This window comes from Paraburkholderia sp. 32, from assembly GCF_050435345.1.
Taxonomy (GTDB): Bacteria; Pseudomonadota; Gammaproteobacteria; order Burkholderiales; family Burkholderiaceae; genus Paraburkholderia; species Paraburkholderia tuberum.
In genome coordinates, this window is sequence record NZ_JBNDKD010000001.1 from 2993856 (window position 1) to 3009533 (window position 15678).

Here is a 15678-nt window from a genome sequence, read left to right on the forward strand (position 1 = left end):
GCGTATGACCTCGTGAGCTTAGTGCCATATTCGATCCACCATTGCCGTGGTGTCCGCCAAAAGCATGTTTCTGGCCGAGAACGTCGCTCCCAGTATCAACAAGACCAAAACATCGTCTGATTTCTTCAGCGCTGAAAGTGAAAACCATACAGCCGCTCATCAGGGTTTCCCGACCCACTGGACTTGCTGAGCGATAGACCGATCAGACGGCGAATGCTTCAGCAAGGAAACGACCCGTCAACACCTTGCTGAAAACGGTCATGCATGTAGTCTGAAAATCCCCGCTAGATACCCTTTCTCATGAGCACCCTGAGCTTTGGCTTTGGCTTTGGTTGCCTTCGGATAAACAAGAGTGCGTTCGCGTCACGCGTGACTTCGCCACCGCCGTATGACCAGACATGGAGTCGCTTCATGAGCTTCAGCACGAAATATTCGCAATACTATGATCTTTTCTATCATGACAAGAACTACAAGGCGGAAGCGTCGTTTGTCACCGGATTGCTCGGGCGGTACGGAATAGTTGGACGTCACGTGATGGATCTAGGTTGCGGCACCGGACGCCACGCGGCGGAATTCGCAGCCGCGGGATTTTGTGTTTCTGGCGTTGACATGAGCGCCGATATGCTTGCCCGAGCCGCTGCCAGGTGTACCACTCTGCCAGGCGCAGTAGCGAAGCGACTGACGTTTCAGCAAGGCGACGCGCGGATCGTCCGCACGAATGAACTCTACGACGCAGTCGTGTCGCTCTTTTATGTTGCGAGCTATCAAACGACCAACTCCGATTTCATGGCGATGTGTCACACCGCCGCGACGCACCTGCGGCCATCAGGACTGTTCGTGTTCGATTGCTGGTACGGTCCCGCGGTCCTCGCCGCTCCGCCCGACGTACGTATCAAACGCGCCTCCAGCGAAGAAACCGCGGCGATACGAATCGCCGAGCCCACGATGCGTCCTCATGACAATACTGTCGCGTTCAACTACACCGTCCTGCTAACGGATTTGAAAACGCAGTCGGTCGAGACCGTCCTCGAGACGCATGTGATGCGCTACATGTTCAAGCCCGAGATCGAACTGATGCTGGACCTCAGCGGATTCGAGGTCCTGGACAGTTTGAAGTGCATGGGCGGCGAGTTGAGCGCTACCGATCTCTCAGCGACATTCGTCGCGAGAAAACGGTGATGCTCGGAAACAGCCCGAGCGAGGAAACGTCGGAAAATACAACGAATGGCATGTCATAGCCAGCCTCGTCGATGAGTCGAGGCTGAACCGCCAGGCAGTCCTGCGCTGGCTAAGCGCATCGCGTCAAAGCGGCTCGCCGAAAGCCGCGTGCCACCACCTGCCGCCCGGATCAAGTGTTTGTTCCGTTGCGTGACGGGCCATATTTGCTGCGGCGAGCAGTCGGTCAGCACCGCGCTGAACTTGACCTGCTGTTGCGGAAACTTCGCGAAAAGGCGGTGGCCAGCATGTCGCGCACCACGCCCACCGTGTAGTCCTGCTGTGCTTCGGTAAGCGCGAGACCACTCGGCAGATACAATCCCCTGCGACTCATGCGTTCGGCAATCGGGAAATTCTCTCCCTTGAACATCCCTTGCTTGAGAAAAACCGGCTGTTCGTGCATCGGCCAGAAGAACGGCCGCGCGCTGACGCCTGCCTCCGCCAGCATGGACCGGAGCTCGTCGGCATCAAAGGGCAAGCTGTCGTCCAATACCATACCGAAGACCCAATAGATATTCTCGGCATATGGCAATGCCACCGGCGCCATCCCGATTCCCGGCACTCCCCGCAAAAGGCTTTCGTAGCGGCGGCCCAACTCGCGCTTTCGCGCGACGTGCGCATCTAGCTTCTCGAATTGCGCTAGCCCGACAGCCGCTTGGAGGTTGCTCATCCGATAATTCCAGCCAAGCTCTTCGTGGACGAATCGCCTCTCTGGCTTGAAACACAGGTTCCGCAAACTTCTCGCGCGCGTAGCCAGCTCGTCGTCGTCGCAGACGATCATGCCCCCTTCCCCCGTCGTGATGTGCTTGTTGGCGTAGAAGCTGAAGCACGATATATCGCCGAAACTGCCGCACTTCGCTTCGTTATAGGTTTGTCCGATTGCCTGCGCAGCATCTTCGATCACAACGAGGCCGTATTTTCTTGCGATATCCAGCAACGGAGCCATGTCCACAGGCAGACCGAAAGTGTGCACGGCCATGATCGCCCGTGTCCGGCTCGTGATAGCGCTTTCGATCTTCGTCACGTCCATGTTCCACGTATCCGGACTTGAGTCGACCAGTCTCAAGCGGGCACCGGTGCGAACAATGGCCGATGCGCACGATATGATCGTGTGCGTGGGGATGATAACTTCGTCGTCGGGACCGAGCCGCAGAGCCACCGCCGCCACGTCCAACGCAGCGCTGCCGTTCGCGACGGCAATCGCGTGTCTGCGGCCGACGTAACCCGCCATCGCACGTTCGAAACGCTCGACGAACGCCCCGTCCGAAGAAATCCACCCGCTTTCAATGCATTCGTTCAGATAGACGCGCTCCTTTCCGTCGAGCAGGGGTTCGTTGACCGGAATCATCGCGCGCCGTCCTTAATTTCAAGCTCGACGCCCGGGCCGTTGCTCGCTTCACTGCATCGGCTCAAATTTGCGGACGCGAAGCGCAATTTTTCCTGCTCTCCCATATAGGGACCTTGTTTGACTTCGAAGAAAGACGCGTCCTCAAGGATCTCGAAGCCGTGACCGCCCGACGCCAGCAAGATGACATCGCCCGCGTACAATACACGGCTCGACAGGTAGTCCTTATCGGGCGTATAGAACTTCACCAGGACACGGCCACGCTTGACGAAGAGCACCTCTTGCGTCCATTCGATCTGCCGCACCAACTTGCAGTGAAGATGCGCGTCGATCACTTTTCCGGCGGGATGTTCCATGTACGCGAGTTGCTGAGGAAACTCCTTCGGAGTAAAGAAACTCACACCACTTCTCGAGAACGAATCCCGGATGATCATGGCGAGCGTTTCACCTTCGAACGAGACTACTTCGAAATTCGAGTCATGAACGACCTCTGCGTTGCCCGTTATCGGTAGAGCTTCCATTTTTTTCCTCGAAGAGAGCCGGTAGTATCCCGACACACCGAACCTTCCGGGAGCAGGGCCGCTTACGACATAAATTGGCCCACGGAGGTCCTTCATGTGTCCCCGAAGCATAGGATCGGTTCGGCGGTCACACGGTCAGATGGCCGAATACGGAATGAAGTTGGCTGACCGGGGTATTACGTTGCAGCGTCACCTCGCGCATCTTTATATCCTCCGCAACGACCGCGGAGAGGTGCACACGGACCGCGCCAATATATTGGCACCGTCCGCCATGACCTTGAATGGTCCATATGCATTGCTAAGCTGATGAAACCGCACGTCGTAGCCCTTTGAATCAAGTGGCGGGGCAACTCACGTTCCGACCGACGTGTCTCTCTCGACTATTGGCCATTCACATGAACAGAAACTCTCGCATCTATGTCGCCGGACATAAGGGAATGGTCGGCTCGGCTCTCCTTCGGCGCCTTGCCAGTTCCGGATATGATCACGTGATCACGGCCTCGCGACAGTCGCTCGACTTGCTGGATCAGCGCGCCGTGATGGATTTTTTCGCTCGGGAGCATATAGACGTCGTCCTCCTGGCCGCAGCCAAAGTCGGCGGAATTCATGCCAATTCGACTCAGCCGGCTTCGTTTCTCTACGAGAACCTCGTCATCGAAACCAATGTGATTCATGCAGCATTCAAGAGTCACACGCAGAAGCTCGTCTTCTTCGGTTCATCGTGCATCTATCCAAAGCTTTGCCCTCAGCCCATAAAAGAGGATTACCTGCTCACGAGCGCTCTCGAACAAACCAACGAGGCCTATGCCATCTCAAAGATCGCGGGTCACAAGCTTTGTGAAGCGTATAACAAGCAATACGGAACGCGCTTCATATCGGTGATGCCCACGAATCTCTATGGCCCCAACGACAACTATGATCTTCAAGGCAGCCATGTGCTGGCCGCGCTCATCCGCAAGGCGCACGAGGCAAAGCTGAACGGACTCGAATCGCTCCCGGTATGGGGCTCCGGATTGCCGAGACGGGAATTCCTTCATGTAGACGATCTGGCGTCCGCGGTTCTCGTCCTCCTGAGCAACGACCTGGTCGAGGGCATGTTTAATGTCGGATATGGAAAGGACATAGCGATTGCCGACCTCGCACGACTGATCTGCGATGTCGTTGGTTTTTCTGGATCGCTGAGATTCGACTCGTCGAAGCCCGATGGGACGCCGCGAAAGTTGCTCGACGTATCGAAGCTCGCCGCTCTGGGTTGGGCGCCCACGATTACGCTCAGAGAGGGCATCGCCTCAACCTACGCCGACTTCGAGAATGACGTGCAGCGTACCGGGCTCGCCAGCGCCTGACGAATTCACGCGGCGTGCGCGATCCTGCACCACGGATTGAAGTTCCGCCCCTGGTATCCAGGGTACCCGTCTGCCGACTGCGGTTCCTGTCCCTCAATGCCAGCAAATCATGTCACTTTCAAGGCCACGACAGGTCATTCCAGTTAGAGCGGCTTGATCAAAGCGTCGGCCTAGTCGGTTGAACCGGATGAATTGCACCGGATTCGCCGCGATGGATCGGAGTACTTCCATTTCAATGGGCGCGCCTGCTTGTTGTACTGACAGATATAACGCATGAGCTTTTTGTTGAGATCCTTGGTGCTGGTGAATACGTCACGCGCAATGTCGTCGTGCTGGATGCGTGCAAACCAGTTCTCGACCTGATTCAGCCATGACGAATACGTCGGGGTGTAATGTATCGACACTTTCGGATGGTCAACCAGAAATGTTTGAACGGCGTTGGTTTTGTGGCTGCTCACGTTGTCGCAGATCACGTGAATCTCCTTTCCGCGCGGCTGTGCCCATACCACCTCCGTGAGGAACGCAACAAACTGGGCACTGGTATGGCGTGACGCGGTTTCGCCCAGCACCTCACCGGTGGCAACATTCAATGCGGCGAACAGGCTCAGGGTGCCGTTGCGTTTGTATTCAAAGCCATGGCTCTCGGCGCGTCCAGGCGAGAGCGGCAACATCCGGTCCTTGCGATCCAGCGCCTGGATGGCTGTCTTCTCGTCCACGCAGAACACCACCGCATGCAACGGCGGATTGAGGTACAGCCCGATCACGTCGGCTGCCTTCGCCTCAATGTCGGGATCGTTGGACATCATGTGGGTATCGAGACGATGTGGCCGAATGTCGTGCTTGCGCCAAATACGCTGCACCGTCACGAAGGCCATGCCCAACTGTGCCGCCAGTTTGCGGCTGCTCCAGTGTGTCGAGCCGTCGGCCGGCTTACGTCGCAGTGTGTACTCGAGCACTCTCGCTTCAAGGACCGCCAGGTCAGGTCGCTGTGCCCGGCCTGGATGTCTGCCGTACAACCCAGCCAAACGCTCACAGGTGAAACGCATTTGCCACGTTGTAATGAAACGCGAATCGCAACGCAATTCCGCCATGATCGCCGCACGCGAGGCTCCTTCGTCGAGCAGCAAGATCAACCGCGCACGCCTCACCTGGCCAACGGCCATCGTGCGGCTGCGCTGCATCGACATCAGCTCGTCGCGCTCGCTTTCACTCAGATTCATTTTTCCCATGCACTATTAGCTCAGTGCAATTTCATTGGTTCAATGGACTAGTCCTTGATTCGACTGCTCAAAGCCCTGGATATCGTCCTTTCTAGCGCGTCCCGCGTCAGAAGTTGGGCGGCTGCTTTCATTGCCCGCTCGATGCTCATGCGTTTGCGGCGATACGTCTGCTCTGCGTTTGCCAACGCATCGGCGATGGACCTTGCATCCGCGGAAACAAAGCATATGGCGTCGTGAATCTCCTTCATGCTCATCGGGGGAAGTTCGGTGGAAATGACCAATCTTCCCGACGCGACATATTCGACAACCTTGAAAGGAAAGACCCCGTTACCCATTTTCTCTATCGAAACATGCGGGTTCACCAGCACGTCACAGTCGGAAATCAATTTGAACAAGACTCTTTCGTCCACCCGACCGTGGAAGTGCACGGGGTAATCTTCGGCGGACAGCCTGACGAACTCGCGTGCCAGAGGACCCGTTCCGCAGACGTGAAACATGAGGCGTCCGCCGGACTTCCGGATCAGGTCGAGAACCACGTCAGCACCCTTCTCGACGCTCAGCCCACCGAAATAGCCAACCATCGTTCTAGCATCTGCCGTTCGCGAGAATGGACGCCGCTGTCCACAAGCTTCAATGAGATCGTCCGACACCACGCCCGGACACAGCACCACGGGACAACCGCTGCGTTGATGTTCGCGTGTCGATAAGTGATCGTTAACCGCAAGACATAACGATGGAGCGGGTAACACGTATCGCCATGCGATGAAGTCGAGCAACGGCTTCGGATGCCAGCGGCGACGAGAAAGCAGCCAATCTTCGAACTGGAGGATCAGACGCGCACCGAACCGGTGCGTCAGCACGCGAGCGAGCACCGACTCGAACGCGTACGCGTTATAGATCCATACGGCTTCGGGCTTGCCGACCTTCGCTATCTCATCGCTCAGCGCCAAGACTTCGAAGAGGTTCAGCAGCTTGCCGATGGGCCTTACAGGGTAGCAGCGAAGCGAAATCTCCCGAATGCGTTGCGTGCCGATGACGGAATCCCGACATTTTCTACGTGACCATCCTGCCTCTATGTGGCCCGTATTGATCAAAAGAACATCCTTGGAAAGTTGCGATGCCAACGCCAGAAAAAACTCCACCTTGCGTGCGGCGCCCAGATTCACATTCGCCCCACGGTTAGAGGCGCTGTAAGGCGCTATGAAAACAAGCATTTCTGCTGCTCCACGTCAGCGACTCCTGCTTCAGTGCCAGGCAAGTCAACGCCACGTGATCGACGCGTGGACAAATACGCGCCGAGAGAGCACCCGTAGATGTCCCCAAAGCAGAGCATCAGAGTCGTCACCAGTGGATACTGCTCGAACAGGTTGACGTCCATGCAGGCTGCAATCGTGATCCCAACGAACACCACATATCGAACTGACTGACGCCTCGAATGACGCGGACGGATGCGCCAGAAAAACGCCGTCGCACCCGTCGCGAAAATTAACATACCCACAATTCCGATTTGAAACTGCATCGTCACGAAGGCGTTATCGATGATCTGATTGAACCGGTATTGCTCAGGGTCGACGCCCGCACGCTGGAGGAGCATGACGGCTGTGTTCGTGCCTACCCCGAGGCCCCGCCCCAAAAAGAGTTCTCCCGGAGCTGCCTCTGACAACTGCTCCGCTATGTTCCCGAGGTTGGATAAACGACCGCCTTCGTCGAGTTGATCAGTCAGCACATCACCGCGGCCGACCGCTTCCACCATGTGAGAATAGCCAACGATTGCGAGGCAAATAGCGATCGGTAGCGCAGTCACCACCAGCAGCATCCGATCATTACGGCTCAGCCGTCCCGCAAGCGTTTCCCAAACTACTACGCCGACGATGGACGCGATACTGAGCATAGCGAATCGCGTTCCCGAAGAGACGGCAATCGCGACTGCGAGGCAGAGCAATATAAGCCGATAACACAGCCGGGCGCGGTCCAGAATGAGCACCATGCTTGCAAGCGAAATCGCATACATGCCTGCTAGCGCCGCGTTACTGAACAGGCCCGTGTACCGATCCTGCGTAAATAGAACTTGCTGTATTTGTCCGAGTTGTATCCATTGTCGCAGGACGACGTAAAAGTCCAATGCGGCAAGCGCGAGCAACGCGAGGACGAGGGCCGTTTGTCCCTGCTTCTCGGCCGGCAGCAAACTCGCGAACACAAACAGGCCGAATGACGCATGAATCAGCAGAACCCAGCGCAATCCCGCAGGCAGGAAGAACAATGGCGTCCAACCTGCGATGAACGGCACGAGTCCCACCGATACGATGCAAAGAATCCACGTGAAGAACATCAGAATAAACGTACGCATTCCCCCCCGAAAGCGATTCAAACCGAGCGCAAGAGGCCACCCGACTCCGATCAAGGCGATGCTCGCGTCCTTCACGTACTTGACAGCACCTGCGTCATCCATGGCGGCCGAATTTAAGTTCCAGACGTTGATTGCTCCGGTGCCGAGCGCGCCAAGCGCCTGATCCGCGTATTGCGCCAAGCCTGCCGCGAAGACCGTAAAGACCGCAAGTGAAAATACGAAACGCGGCGACATTCCACACGCTCCTGAGTTACATGCCGACTCGGCCAAACTTCGTCCTTACTCGTGATGCTCCAACGCCCTGTAGCCAGCCAGCGTGATCAGCGCATCCCGCTTGGCGATCTGATAGTCGGACAACACCATTTCCCTGACAAGAGCGCCGAACGTCACGGTCGGTGCCCATCCGAGCTTCGCGTGGGCTTTCGACGGATCGCCGAGCAAGGTCTCGACCTCTGTCGGTCGAAAATAGCGAGGATCCACTCGCACGATGACCGTCCCGGGCGCGACCCGGCATTCCCGGCTGCTCACACTTTCGACGATCGCGACTTCATCGACTCCGCTTCCGTCAAACCGAAGCTTGATGCCGAGTTCGCACGCCGCCTGCTGAACGAATTCGCGCACGCTGTATTGCACGCCAGATGCAATGACAAAGTCTTCCGGCTCGTCCTGTTGCAACATGAGCCATTGCATCTGGACGTAATCGCGCGCGTGTCCCCAGTCGCGTTTCGCCGACAAATTGCCAAGGTAAAGGCAATTCTGCGAACCGATTGCAATACGTGCAAGGGCGCGCGTAATTTTGCGCGTGACGAACGTCTCGCCCCGAACGGGCGATTCATGATTGAACAGAATGCCGTTGCAAGCGTATATGCCATACGCCTCGCGATAGTTGACCGTGATCCAGTACGCGTACATCTTCGCTACCGCATACGGACTGCGCGGATAAAAGGGCGTGCTCTCCCGTTGCGGCACTTCCTGCACGAGTCCGAACAACTCCGATGTCGACGCCTGATAGAACCGGGCCGTCTTCTCGAAGCCCAGAATTCGCACGGCTTCTAGCATGCGCAGCGCACCCAGGCCGTCCGCGTTCGCCGTGTACTCAGGCTCTTCAAACGAAACCGCAACATGGCTTTGCGCGGCGAGGTTATAGATCTCATCCGGTTGCACCCGCTGAATAATTCGCAAGATGCTCGACGAGTCGGTCAGGTCACCATGGTGAAGATGAAAGCGGCGCTGCGACGCGTGGTCGTCCTCGTATAAATGGTCGATGCGATCCGTGTTGAAGAGCGAGGTGCGCCGCTTGACGCCATGCACTTCATATCCTTTGTCGAGCAGGAATTGAGCAAGATAAGAGCCATCCTGGCCTGTAATACCGGTGACCAGTGCAACCTTGTTCGACATGGTTCCTTCTCCTTGTTTTGATACTTCGCTGTGCGTGATACTTCTTGCGATTCGTTCAGGCTGTCCTGACATTGGACTCGCCGCCGCTTTTGCCATACCCGTCCGACCTGCCGTAGCCTGAACCGTATCGCGCCTTGTCGAGCGGAACATCGGTAAAGAGAGTTCCTGCCACGTTCACGCCACTACTGCGCAACCGGTTGAGCGCCTCATACAGTTCGTCCACCGGATGCCGACCGTGCCGAACGACCAGCAGCGTTGTACCGGCCTGCCGGCCGATCAGCGTTGCATCGGTGACAGCAAGCACAGGCGGCGTATCGACGACGACAGCGTCATACCGTCGCGATGCAACATCGAGTATCTCGCTCAGTCTCCGGGTCGTGAGCAAGTCCGCGGCGTTTGGCGTCTCGCCCCCGCGCGGGATCAGGTCGACGCCATTCATGACATCGCGCACGACCACGTCGTCAAACGCCGCACCTTTTAGCAACTCGGTCAAGCCGGGGCCGCCAGCCGGGTTGAAGGATCTGTGTATGTCGCCCATGCGCATGTCGGCATCGATCAGGAGCACCTTTTTCCCGCCTGTCGCCAACACGATTGCAAGATTGGCCGCGACAAACGACTTTCCTACCCCGGGACGGGAACTTGTGATCATCACGACATTGTTCCTGACTTCCGATCCGATCGATTGCAATGCTGTTCGCAAGCTTCGCACGCCTTCGACCGCGACATCCCCGGGCCATACCGCAGCAAGCACATGTATGCCCGGAGCCTTGCGGCGCATTGCCTCCTGCAAACGAATTTGCCGTTCGCTGTGCGGCACGACAGCGCAAACGGGTATTCCAAGGGCTGCCTCGATCTCGGCGCTTCGCTCGATTCCGCCAGACAACGCCTTGCGAAGGAACGCGGTGACGATTCCCAGTACAAGCCCAAGCACGGCAGACAACGACAACAGTACCTGCCAGTTAGGCTTGCTCGACTTCTCGGCGGGCACCGCGAGATCGACAATGCGCACGTTGCCTACGTTGCCCGCCTTGACGACACGAAGCTGTTGCGCACTGTTCAGGAGATTCGTATAGAGGTCTGTGTCGACCTGAACGTTGCGCATCAGACGCACTGCGTTTTGCTCCTTATCCGGCAAACTGGCAACACGCTGGCTCAGCGCTTCGCGGTCTTGTTGCAATCGGGCGATCTTCGAGTCCACCGCCGTAAGTAGCGGGTAACCCTCCTTGTAATGCTGCGAGATGTCGTCGCGCTGCTGCAAGAGTCCGCGCAAGGCGGTATCGAGATCGACAACCTGTTGCAGCAACAACCGGCTTTCCACACTCAGATCGACGGTTCCATTGCTATTACGAAAAGCGTTGTACTTATCCTCGGCTTGCTGTAATTCGTCCCGCAGCTTCGGCAATTGACCCTCGAGGAAGAGAAGCGAGTGTTCGGCCTCGGACGTACGCCTTGCAAGATCCTGAGCGAGATACTGCTGAGCAACCGCATTGACGATGTCCGCAGTGCGCGCCGGGTCGGGTCCCTCCAGGGCAACACCGATCATGCCGGTTTGCGACTTTCTTTCTGAAATGACCAAAGCATCTTTCAGCGCGAGGATCGTGGCCTCTATCGAACTTGACTTCAGTGTAAATTCACCGCCGGGAGAAGCGGATAACTTATTGACGAGAAGATGCACCTTGCCGTCGCCGAAAGGCACCACCAGCTCGTGGCCGACTTCTCCTGTTCCGAGCGTTTTGCCGTCAGGTGCAATCAACTTGAAGTACGGGGCCTGTCTCGCCTTTACGATGAATTCGTGGCCGATTGCAGCATGAGGAACATCGAATTTCGATACTTCGATCGACTCGTCGCTCCAGGCGAACTGCCGCAGTCCAAACAGGGGTCTCATGCCGGCGGATCCGCTGCGGAGTCGCGCGATCCAACGGCCAATAAGTGGGAAGTACCGAGGTTGCGCCGTAGTTTGGAGATTCAGTTGCTGCACCGCCTCGCCGACCACCATGCGTGAGCGAATGAGTTCCATTTCGGCGTCTGCACTGGCTTTCACCCTCGAATCGAATATCGAGGCGAGCCGGCCCAACGCTTCGGCTTCGGGAGAGCTGGACGCGGGTGTGCCAATCTGTATGAGCGCATCGGCCCGGTACAAGGTCGGATGCATCAGGCCGTACAACGATCCCAGCGCGAGAACGCCGAGCGCAATCATGCCGATTAGACGCCAGCTCTCGCCGATTGTGCGAAGGTAATCCGAGATGGAGATCTCGTCGCCCTGCAGCGGATCATCGCGCGTGATCTGTTTCCTTGAGGCCATGGTTTCTCGGGTGGAGTGCTTTGCGCCCGCCAGCGGGATAACGCCAGGGGCAACCAGTTACGGGAGCGACGACGCGACGCGTTGACCGTGCGTCCATTTAGACAGGTACTCTGCTACTACTTCAATGACTGAAATTCGAGAATGCGGAACATTCGCCGCCGCAGTCTATTTTAGATAAGCCTGCTGCTTGCGCCGTGTCGAGACCGAAATTGCCAAGATGTTGTCGGGCATGATAGGACGGTCGTTTAGAATGAAACGATCCACTGGCCAGTAGCGTGACCCTTGGTGTCGTGGGTTGGAAATTCGTTTCATTAATCGGTTTTGCTGCCAGCGGTGACGAAGTGCTGCTTGAAGAGGCGTTCAGATGCGGGGTCGGTCTAAGTCTCGAACGGCCGGTTGCCGATCATCACGACGTGGTGTGCGCCATGGACAGTAGCTCGTAGTTCCAGCGTGTTCCGCGGACTTACAGCAAAACGCAGGACATCGCTTCCCGACACGAGCGTTCCAACCGGAGCGCTCGTACTATTACGCGAAAGCTGCAGCAGATAGAGACCGGACGACGCGCTCTCTACGCGGTTCGCATCGCGTGACACCAGCACCATGACTGCATGCCCTTCTTCGTCCTTCGGGCAGGAAATCTCAGTGTCGAAACTGCCGCCATCGAAATGCATGGTGTAGAGGCCCAATCCACCGATCCGATGCCTGGCATCCTCCAATGCGCGAAGCGCTCCACTGCGTATCGTCACATCGTCGGTGAAAGTGGTGGCAGGCAGGGTGTAGCGAGGCTGCGGTTCTTTGAAAACACAGTCCGATGACTGGACGGATCCGACAGGGCCGTCAGATCGAACGACCGAAACGCCGAAAGACTGCTGGATGTTGACACCGGAAACGCAGGAGGAGACGTCGAGTTCTCCGATGAACCCCGGGACGAGGACGCCGTGACCAAGGTAAGGATCGTCCCATCCGGCGCCAACGGCACCGGTTCGCTTGCGATGGTCGCGATAGCCGACGCGTTCCATATAAACGCCGTTGAAGACAGCCGATTGGCATGCATCAACCAGCACCGCTGGACGCGGCGAGTAAGCGTGCGTTATTTGCATGAAGACATTGCTATTCGACGGGCGCGCATAGCGCGCCATGACGCGTATGCAGAATCCGCAAATGCCCCGATAGGGATACGCCCTGGCCGGCGACGCGGCATTAGTCGGCGCGCTGAGTCTGCGCTCGCTGTTGATTGACTTGAAGAACGTGGCATCGAACCATTGATCGATCTTGCGCTCATCGTCGCCATAGACGCGGTCATAGATGTTACGTACGTTGATGATGGTGCACTTGTCCGCGAAGCCGCCTCGTTCGTTGTAGTCGTCGTTGCGATCGACCCATTGCCCTCCGACAAGAACAGGGACGGCCGTGCGCAGCGCCTCGATATTGCTGAACGTGCACTGTTCCAGCACAGCCGCATAGATACCCACCCCGCAGCCGATAAAGTGAAGTCTGTCAAAGATGCAGCCTGCGAGCGTCGCGGACAGGGCGCCAAAAGCCATGAAGCAATCCACGCATGTCAGATTCTCGAGCCCTGCATCCATTGCCGTGTCGAATTGGTCTAGCAAGCCGAAAGTGACTGGCTGCGACGCGTCCGCCATGCCGTAGCGATAGTTGCCCTTCACCACGGCGTTATGTCCATATAGTTTGACCCCCGGCCACACGCCTACGCAATAGGGCTGTCGCATGGCAGGCTCAGACGGGAGTCTCCTGCCTTTTCCCTGCTTAACCGTGCCATCGTCGTGACAAGGGATGGCCAGCGTTCCGCGCGCGGCTGCAAGGTAGAACGTGCCGTTATCAAGCACAACGCACTGAGTCCGGCCCGTCGATGCATAGAGCGATCCTGCGAATGCGACGGCGCGATTGATCGCGTCACCGTCATCCGTCGTGCCGTCACCGCGTGCACCGAACCATCGGGCATGGATGTCGCCCTCGAATACGCGCTTCCACCGCTTTCCGCTCTTCGAAACCAGCACTGTGCCACCATTGTCCCGGCTCAAGACGTCGGTAGGATCGAGCCAATAATATGCAGCATCCAAATCGCGTTCGCCCGCAGCGTGCTGAAAAACGAGCAGTCTCGTAAGCGGTCCGCCGTAGTCACGCAAGCTGGCGTAGCCCTGAATCGGACCTTGCGCAAGCACAAATTCAGCGAGATGTCGGATTTCGGTGTATGCGAGCGAAGACCTGGTGACTATCACCCTGTCGTCGGGCGACAAGTCGCTCACGGGCTGCATCGAGGTCGAACCGCTCTGCGTGTGCGACGGCTGCAGTCCCGATGCCTGCCGCTGCGCCGCTTGTGCAGATGCGCCAGACAGGCCGAAGCAGGCGGCCATGATTCTCCTCAAGGCTCCACGTCTGTTTTTGAGCGCGTCCCCCGCCAACCGCAACTTTTCCTGGAAGTCGGCCATACGTTCAGAAGGTGGTTGTGAGAGTCACGAAAGCGGACCGAGCGACGCGTGCGCAAGAATCTGCTTCCTGCAGAGGCCGATATAGACGCCATAGTCGGCGATGATGCTCGCAATGATGGACGACCAGACCACCCATTCCACTGTGCCGAACTTCAAGAGCAGACATACCTTGAGCGGAATGGATACCGCGCTAAAGATCAGCACGGCAAGCAACTGGGGGCGTAATTCGCTCATTCCATTCAGAAAGATGGTGAAAGCGTTTCCCATTGCTTCGACCACCGCCAGCATCCCCGCCGCGCACAGCAATGGGAAAGGTACAGCCAGGTGATTGCCCGTCCAAACCTTCAGAAGCCAGGGGGAAGCTGCCAGAATCAGCGCGCTTGTCAGCACCGCGATGCCGCCCGTGACGCCCATGGACACCTTCAGCGTGTGCCTGATGAACATCTTCTCACCGCGCGAGTGTGCGTCGGCATAGAGACCCCAGAGCGGCCCCGACAGCATGGCCATCCCGACGGTGATCGCCTGGAACAACCGCTGCGCAACGGCCAGTCTCGCCACTTCCTTCGCGCCGAGAATGTTTGAAACGATCAGGGGATCGCATGCGCTGCCGCATATCATGCCAAGTTGAAGAATCAGGAACATGCCGCTCGTCCGCAGTAGCAGCCTCGAGTCTTGCCACCCCGTTCCCAGCCATATGCCGCGATGAATGCGAAAAATCCGCTCCCGGCGAAGACGCCAAACGAGAATCAACGTCGTGCCGACCTGCATGCCATAGGTAGAAAGCACGAGATACGGCAACGGTGCGCGATAGCGGTTGCAGAGATAAAGAAGCGGTAGCGAGAAAAAGTATCCGATCGCAGCAGCGATATGTGGCTCCCATGCTCGCTGAAGACCATAAAAAACCTTTCTCACGCCGCTTAGTGGGATGTTCACGCAAAACAGCGTGACGAAAACCACGGTTGACTCCACCGCTTCTCTTGTGACGTCTGCCGATTCGATCTTGAGCAGCCTTTGGAAGTCCAGCAACCTCACGGCACCAACGAGCACAGCCCCAGCGGCTGCGCCGATCACCACGAGCAGCAGTACGCCGCGAGTCGCAATCGTCTGCAGTTTCTCTTGATCGCCGCTCGTTTTCGCGTCCGCAACCAGGTTGACGAGGCCATTCGCCACGCCAAGGTCAAGCACCGACAACATCACTGCGAGGCTTGATATTGTCATCCAGATGCCAAAGCGCTCTTGCCCGAGATACGGAAGCGTCAAAGAGACCGAGAGCAGCACTACCGCAAAGCCCATCGCGGCACTCACCGCATTGCATGCAGCGGAACGCGCGGCGCGCACATAGCGATCCCTGTCGCGCCCTTCCGAGGCTCCGATACCAAACGGCAAGCGACGAAAACAGAGCCGCAGGATGGAGACCGGTGCGCGCACGAAAAAATTATCTGCAAGCGGCATTGGAGCGTGTGATCCTCTGACGCTGCTCTTCCGCGAATGAGATGTCCTGGAAGGGGCAGCAACGGTTGAGCGTAAAATCGCG

General features: G+C 57.4%; 11 protein-coding genes. 2 read left to right on the forward strand and 9 right to left on the reverse strand.

Going from position 1 to position 15678, the window contains the following annotated elements; all coding sequences use genetic code 11:
* The first annotated feature begins 411 nt into the window (after positions 1-411).
* Complete coding sequence (locus OKW26_RS13815) at positions 412-1179, forward strand: class I SAM-dependent DNA methyltransferase (RefSeq protein WP_429353951.1); 768 nt, start codon at positions 412-414, stop codon at positions 1177-1179.
* A gap of 223 nt (positions 1180-1402) precedes the next feature.
* Here OKW26_RS13815 and OKW26_RS13820 read toward each other — a convergent pair whose 3' ends face one another.
* Both OKW26_RS13820 and OKW26_RS13825 read right to left on the reverse strand, forming a co-directional pair.
* Complete coding sequence (locus OKW26_RS13820; RefSeq protein ID WP_429353952.1) at positions 1403-2563, reverse strand: DegT/DnrJ/EryC1/StrS family aminotransferase; 1161 nt, start codon at positions 2561-2563, stop codon at positions 1403-1405.
* Entirely contained in the window at positions 2560-3081 is a 522-nt protein-coding gene (locus OKW26_RS13825; RefSeq protein ID WP_429353953.1) for a hypothetical protein, read from the reverse strand. Before OKW26_RS13825 ends, OKW26_RS13820 begins: the two co-directional genes overlap by 4 nt.
* A gap of 395 nt (positions 3082-3476) precedes the next feature.
* Between OKW26_RS13825 and OKW26_RS13830 the strand changes: the two genes are divergently transcribed.
* Complete coding sequence (locus OKW26_RS13830) at positions 3477-4427, forward strand: GDP-L-fucose synthase family protein (RefSeq protein ID WP_429353954.1); 951 nt, start codon at positions 3477-3479, stop codon at positions 4425-4427.
* Positions 4428-4597: 170 nt separating this feature from the next.
* Here the strand turns inward: OKW26_RS13830 and OKW26_RS13835 are convergent, their stop codons facing one another.
* The 7 genes from OKW26_RS13835 to OKW26_RS13865 all read right to left on the reverse strand — a co-directional run bounded on the left by OKW26_RS13835 (position 4598) and on the right by OKW26_RS13865 (position 15596).
* Positions 4598-5656, reverse strand: coding sequence for an IS630 family transposase (locus tag OKW26_RS13835; RefSeq protein ID WP_429353955.1), 1059 nt, complete (start codon positions 5654-5656; stop codon positions 4598-4600).
* 38 nt (positions 5657-5694) lie between these two features.
* Complete coding sequence (locus OKW26_RS13840; RefSeq protein ID WP_429353956.1) at positions 5695-6861, reverse strand: glycosyltransferase; 1167 nt, start codon at positions 6859-6861, stop codon at positions 5695-5697.
* On the reverse strand, positions 6846-8228 hold the full coding sequence (locus OKW26_RS13845; RefSeq protein WP_429353957.1) for a hypothetical protein: 1383 nt from the start codon (positions 8226-8228) through the stop codon (positions 6846-6848). The genes OKW26_RS13840 and OKW26_RS13845 overlap by 16 nt, the downstream gene beginning before the upstream one ends.
* A gap of 45 nt (positions 8229-8273) precedes the next feature.
* Positions 8274-9392, reverse strand: coding sequence for a GDP-mannose 4,6-dehydratase (gmd, locus tag OKW26_RS13850; RefSeq protein WP_184068023.1), 1119 nt, complete (start codon positions 9390-9392; stop codon positions 8274-8276).
* Between the two features lie 55 nt (positions 9393-9447).
* On the reverse strand, positions 9448-11694 hold the full coding sequence (locus tag OKW26_RS13855; RefSeq protein ID WP_429353958.1) for a polysaccharide biosynthesis tyrosine autokinase: 2247 nt from the start codon (positions 11692-11694) through the stop codon (positions 9448-9450).
* A gap of 377 nt (positions 11695-12071) precedes the next feature.
* Complete coding sequence (locus tag OKW26_RS13860) at positions 12072-14069, reverse strand: hypothetical protein (protein WP_429353959.1); 1998 nt, start codon at positions 14067-14069, stop codon at positions 12072-12074.
* A gap of 99 nt (positions 14070-14168) precedes the next feature.
* On the reverse strand, positions 14169-15596 hold the full coding sequence (locus OKW26_RS13865) for a lipopolysaccharide biosynthesis protein (RefSeq protein ID WP_429353960.1): 1428 nt from the start codon (positions 15594-15596) through the stop codon (positions 14169-14171).
* Between the last annotated feature and the right edge of the window lie 82 nt (positions 15597-15678).

Excerpts from the sequence above, each read along its gene's own strand:
- gmd (WP_184068023.1), bottom strand. The coding sequence starts at position 9,392 with ATGTCGAACAAGGTTGCACTGGTCACCGGTATTACAGGCCAGGATGGC.
- OKW26_RS13845 (WP_429353957.1), bottom strand. The coding sequence starts at position 8,228 with ATGTCGCCGCGTTTCGTATTTTCACTTGCGGTCTTTACGGTCTTCGCG.
- OKW26_RS13825 (WP_429353953.1), bottom strand. The coding sequence starts at position 3,081 with ATGGAAGCTCTACCGATAACGGGCAACGCAGAGGTCGTTCATGACTCG.
- OKW26_RS13860 (WP_429353959.1), bottom strand. The coding sequence starts at position 14,069 with ATGGCCGCCTGCTTCGGCCTGTCTGGCGCATCTGCACAAGCGGCGCAG.
- OKW26_RS13855 (WP_429353958.1), bottom strand. The coding sequence starts at position 11,694 with ATGGCCTCAAGGAAACAGATCACGCGCGATGATCCGCTGCAGGGCGAC.
- OKW26_RS13835 (WP_429353955.1), bottom strand. The coding sequence starts at position 5,656 with ATGGGAAAAATGAATCTGAGTGAAAGCGAGCGCGACGAGCTGATGTCG.
- OKW26_RS13815 (WP_429353951.1), top strand. The coding sequence starts at position 412 with ATGAGCTTCAGCACGAAATATTCGCAATACTATGATCTTTTCTATCAT.
- OKW26_RS13820 (WP_429353952.1), bottom strand. The coding sequence starts at position 2,563 with ATGATTCCGGTCAACGAACCCCTGCTCGACGGAAAGGAGCGCGTCTAT.
- OKW26_RS13865 (WP_429353960.1), bottom strand. The coding sequence starts at position 15,596 with ATGCCGCTTGCAGATAATTTTTTCGTGCGCGCACCGGTCTCCATCCTG.
- OKW26_RS13830 (WP_429353954.1), top strand. The coding sequence starts at position 3,477 with ATGAACAGAAACTCTCGCATCTATGTCGCCGGACATAAGGGAATGGTC.
- OKW26_RS13840 (WP_429353956.1), bottom strand. The coding sequence starts at position 6,861 with ATGCTTGTTTTCATAGCGCCTTACAGCGCCTCTAACCGTGGGGCGAAT.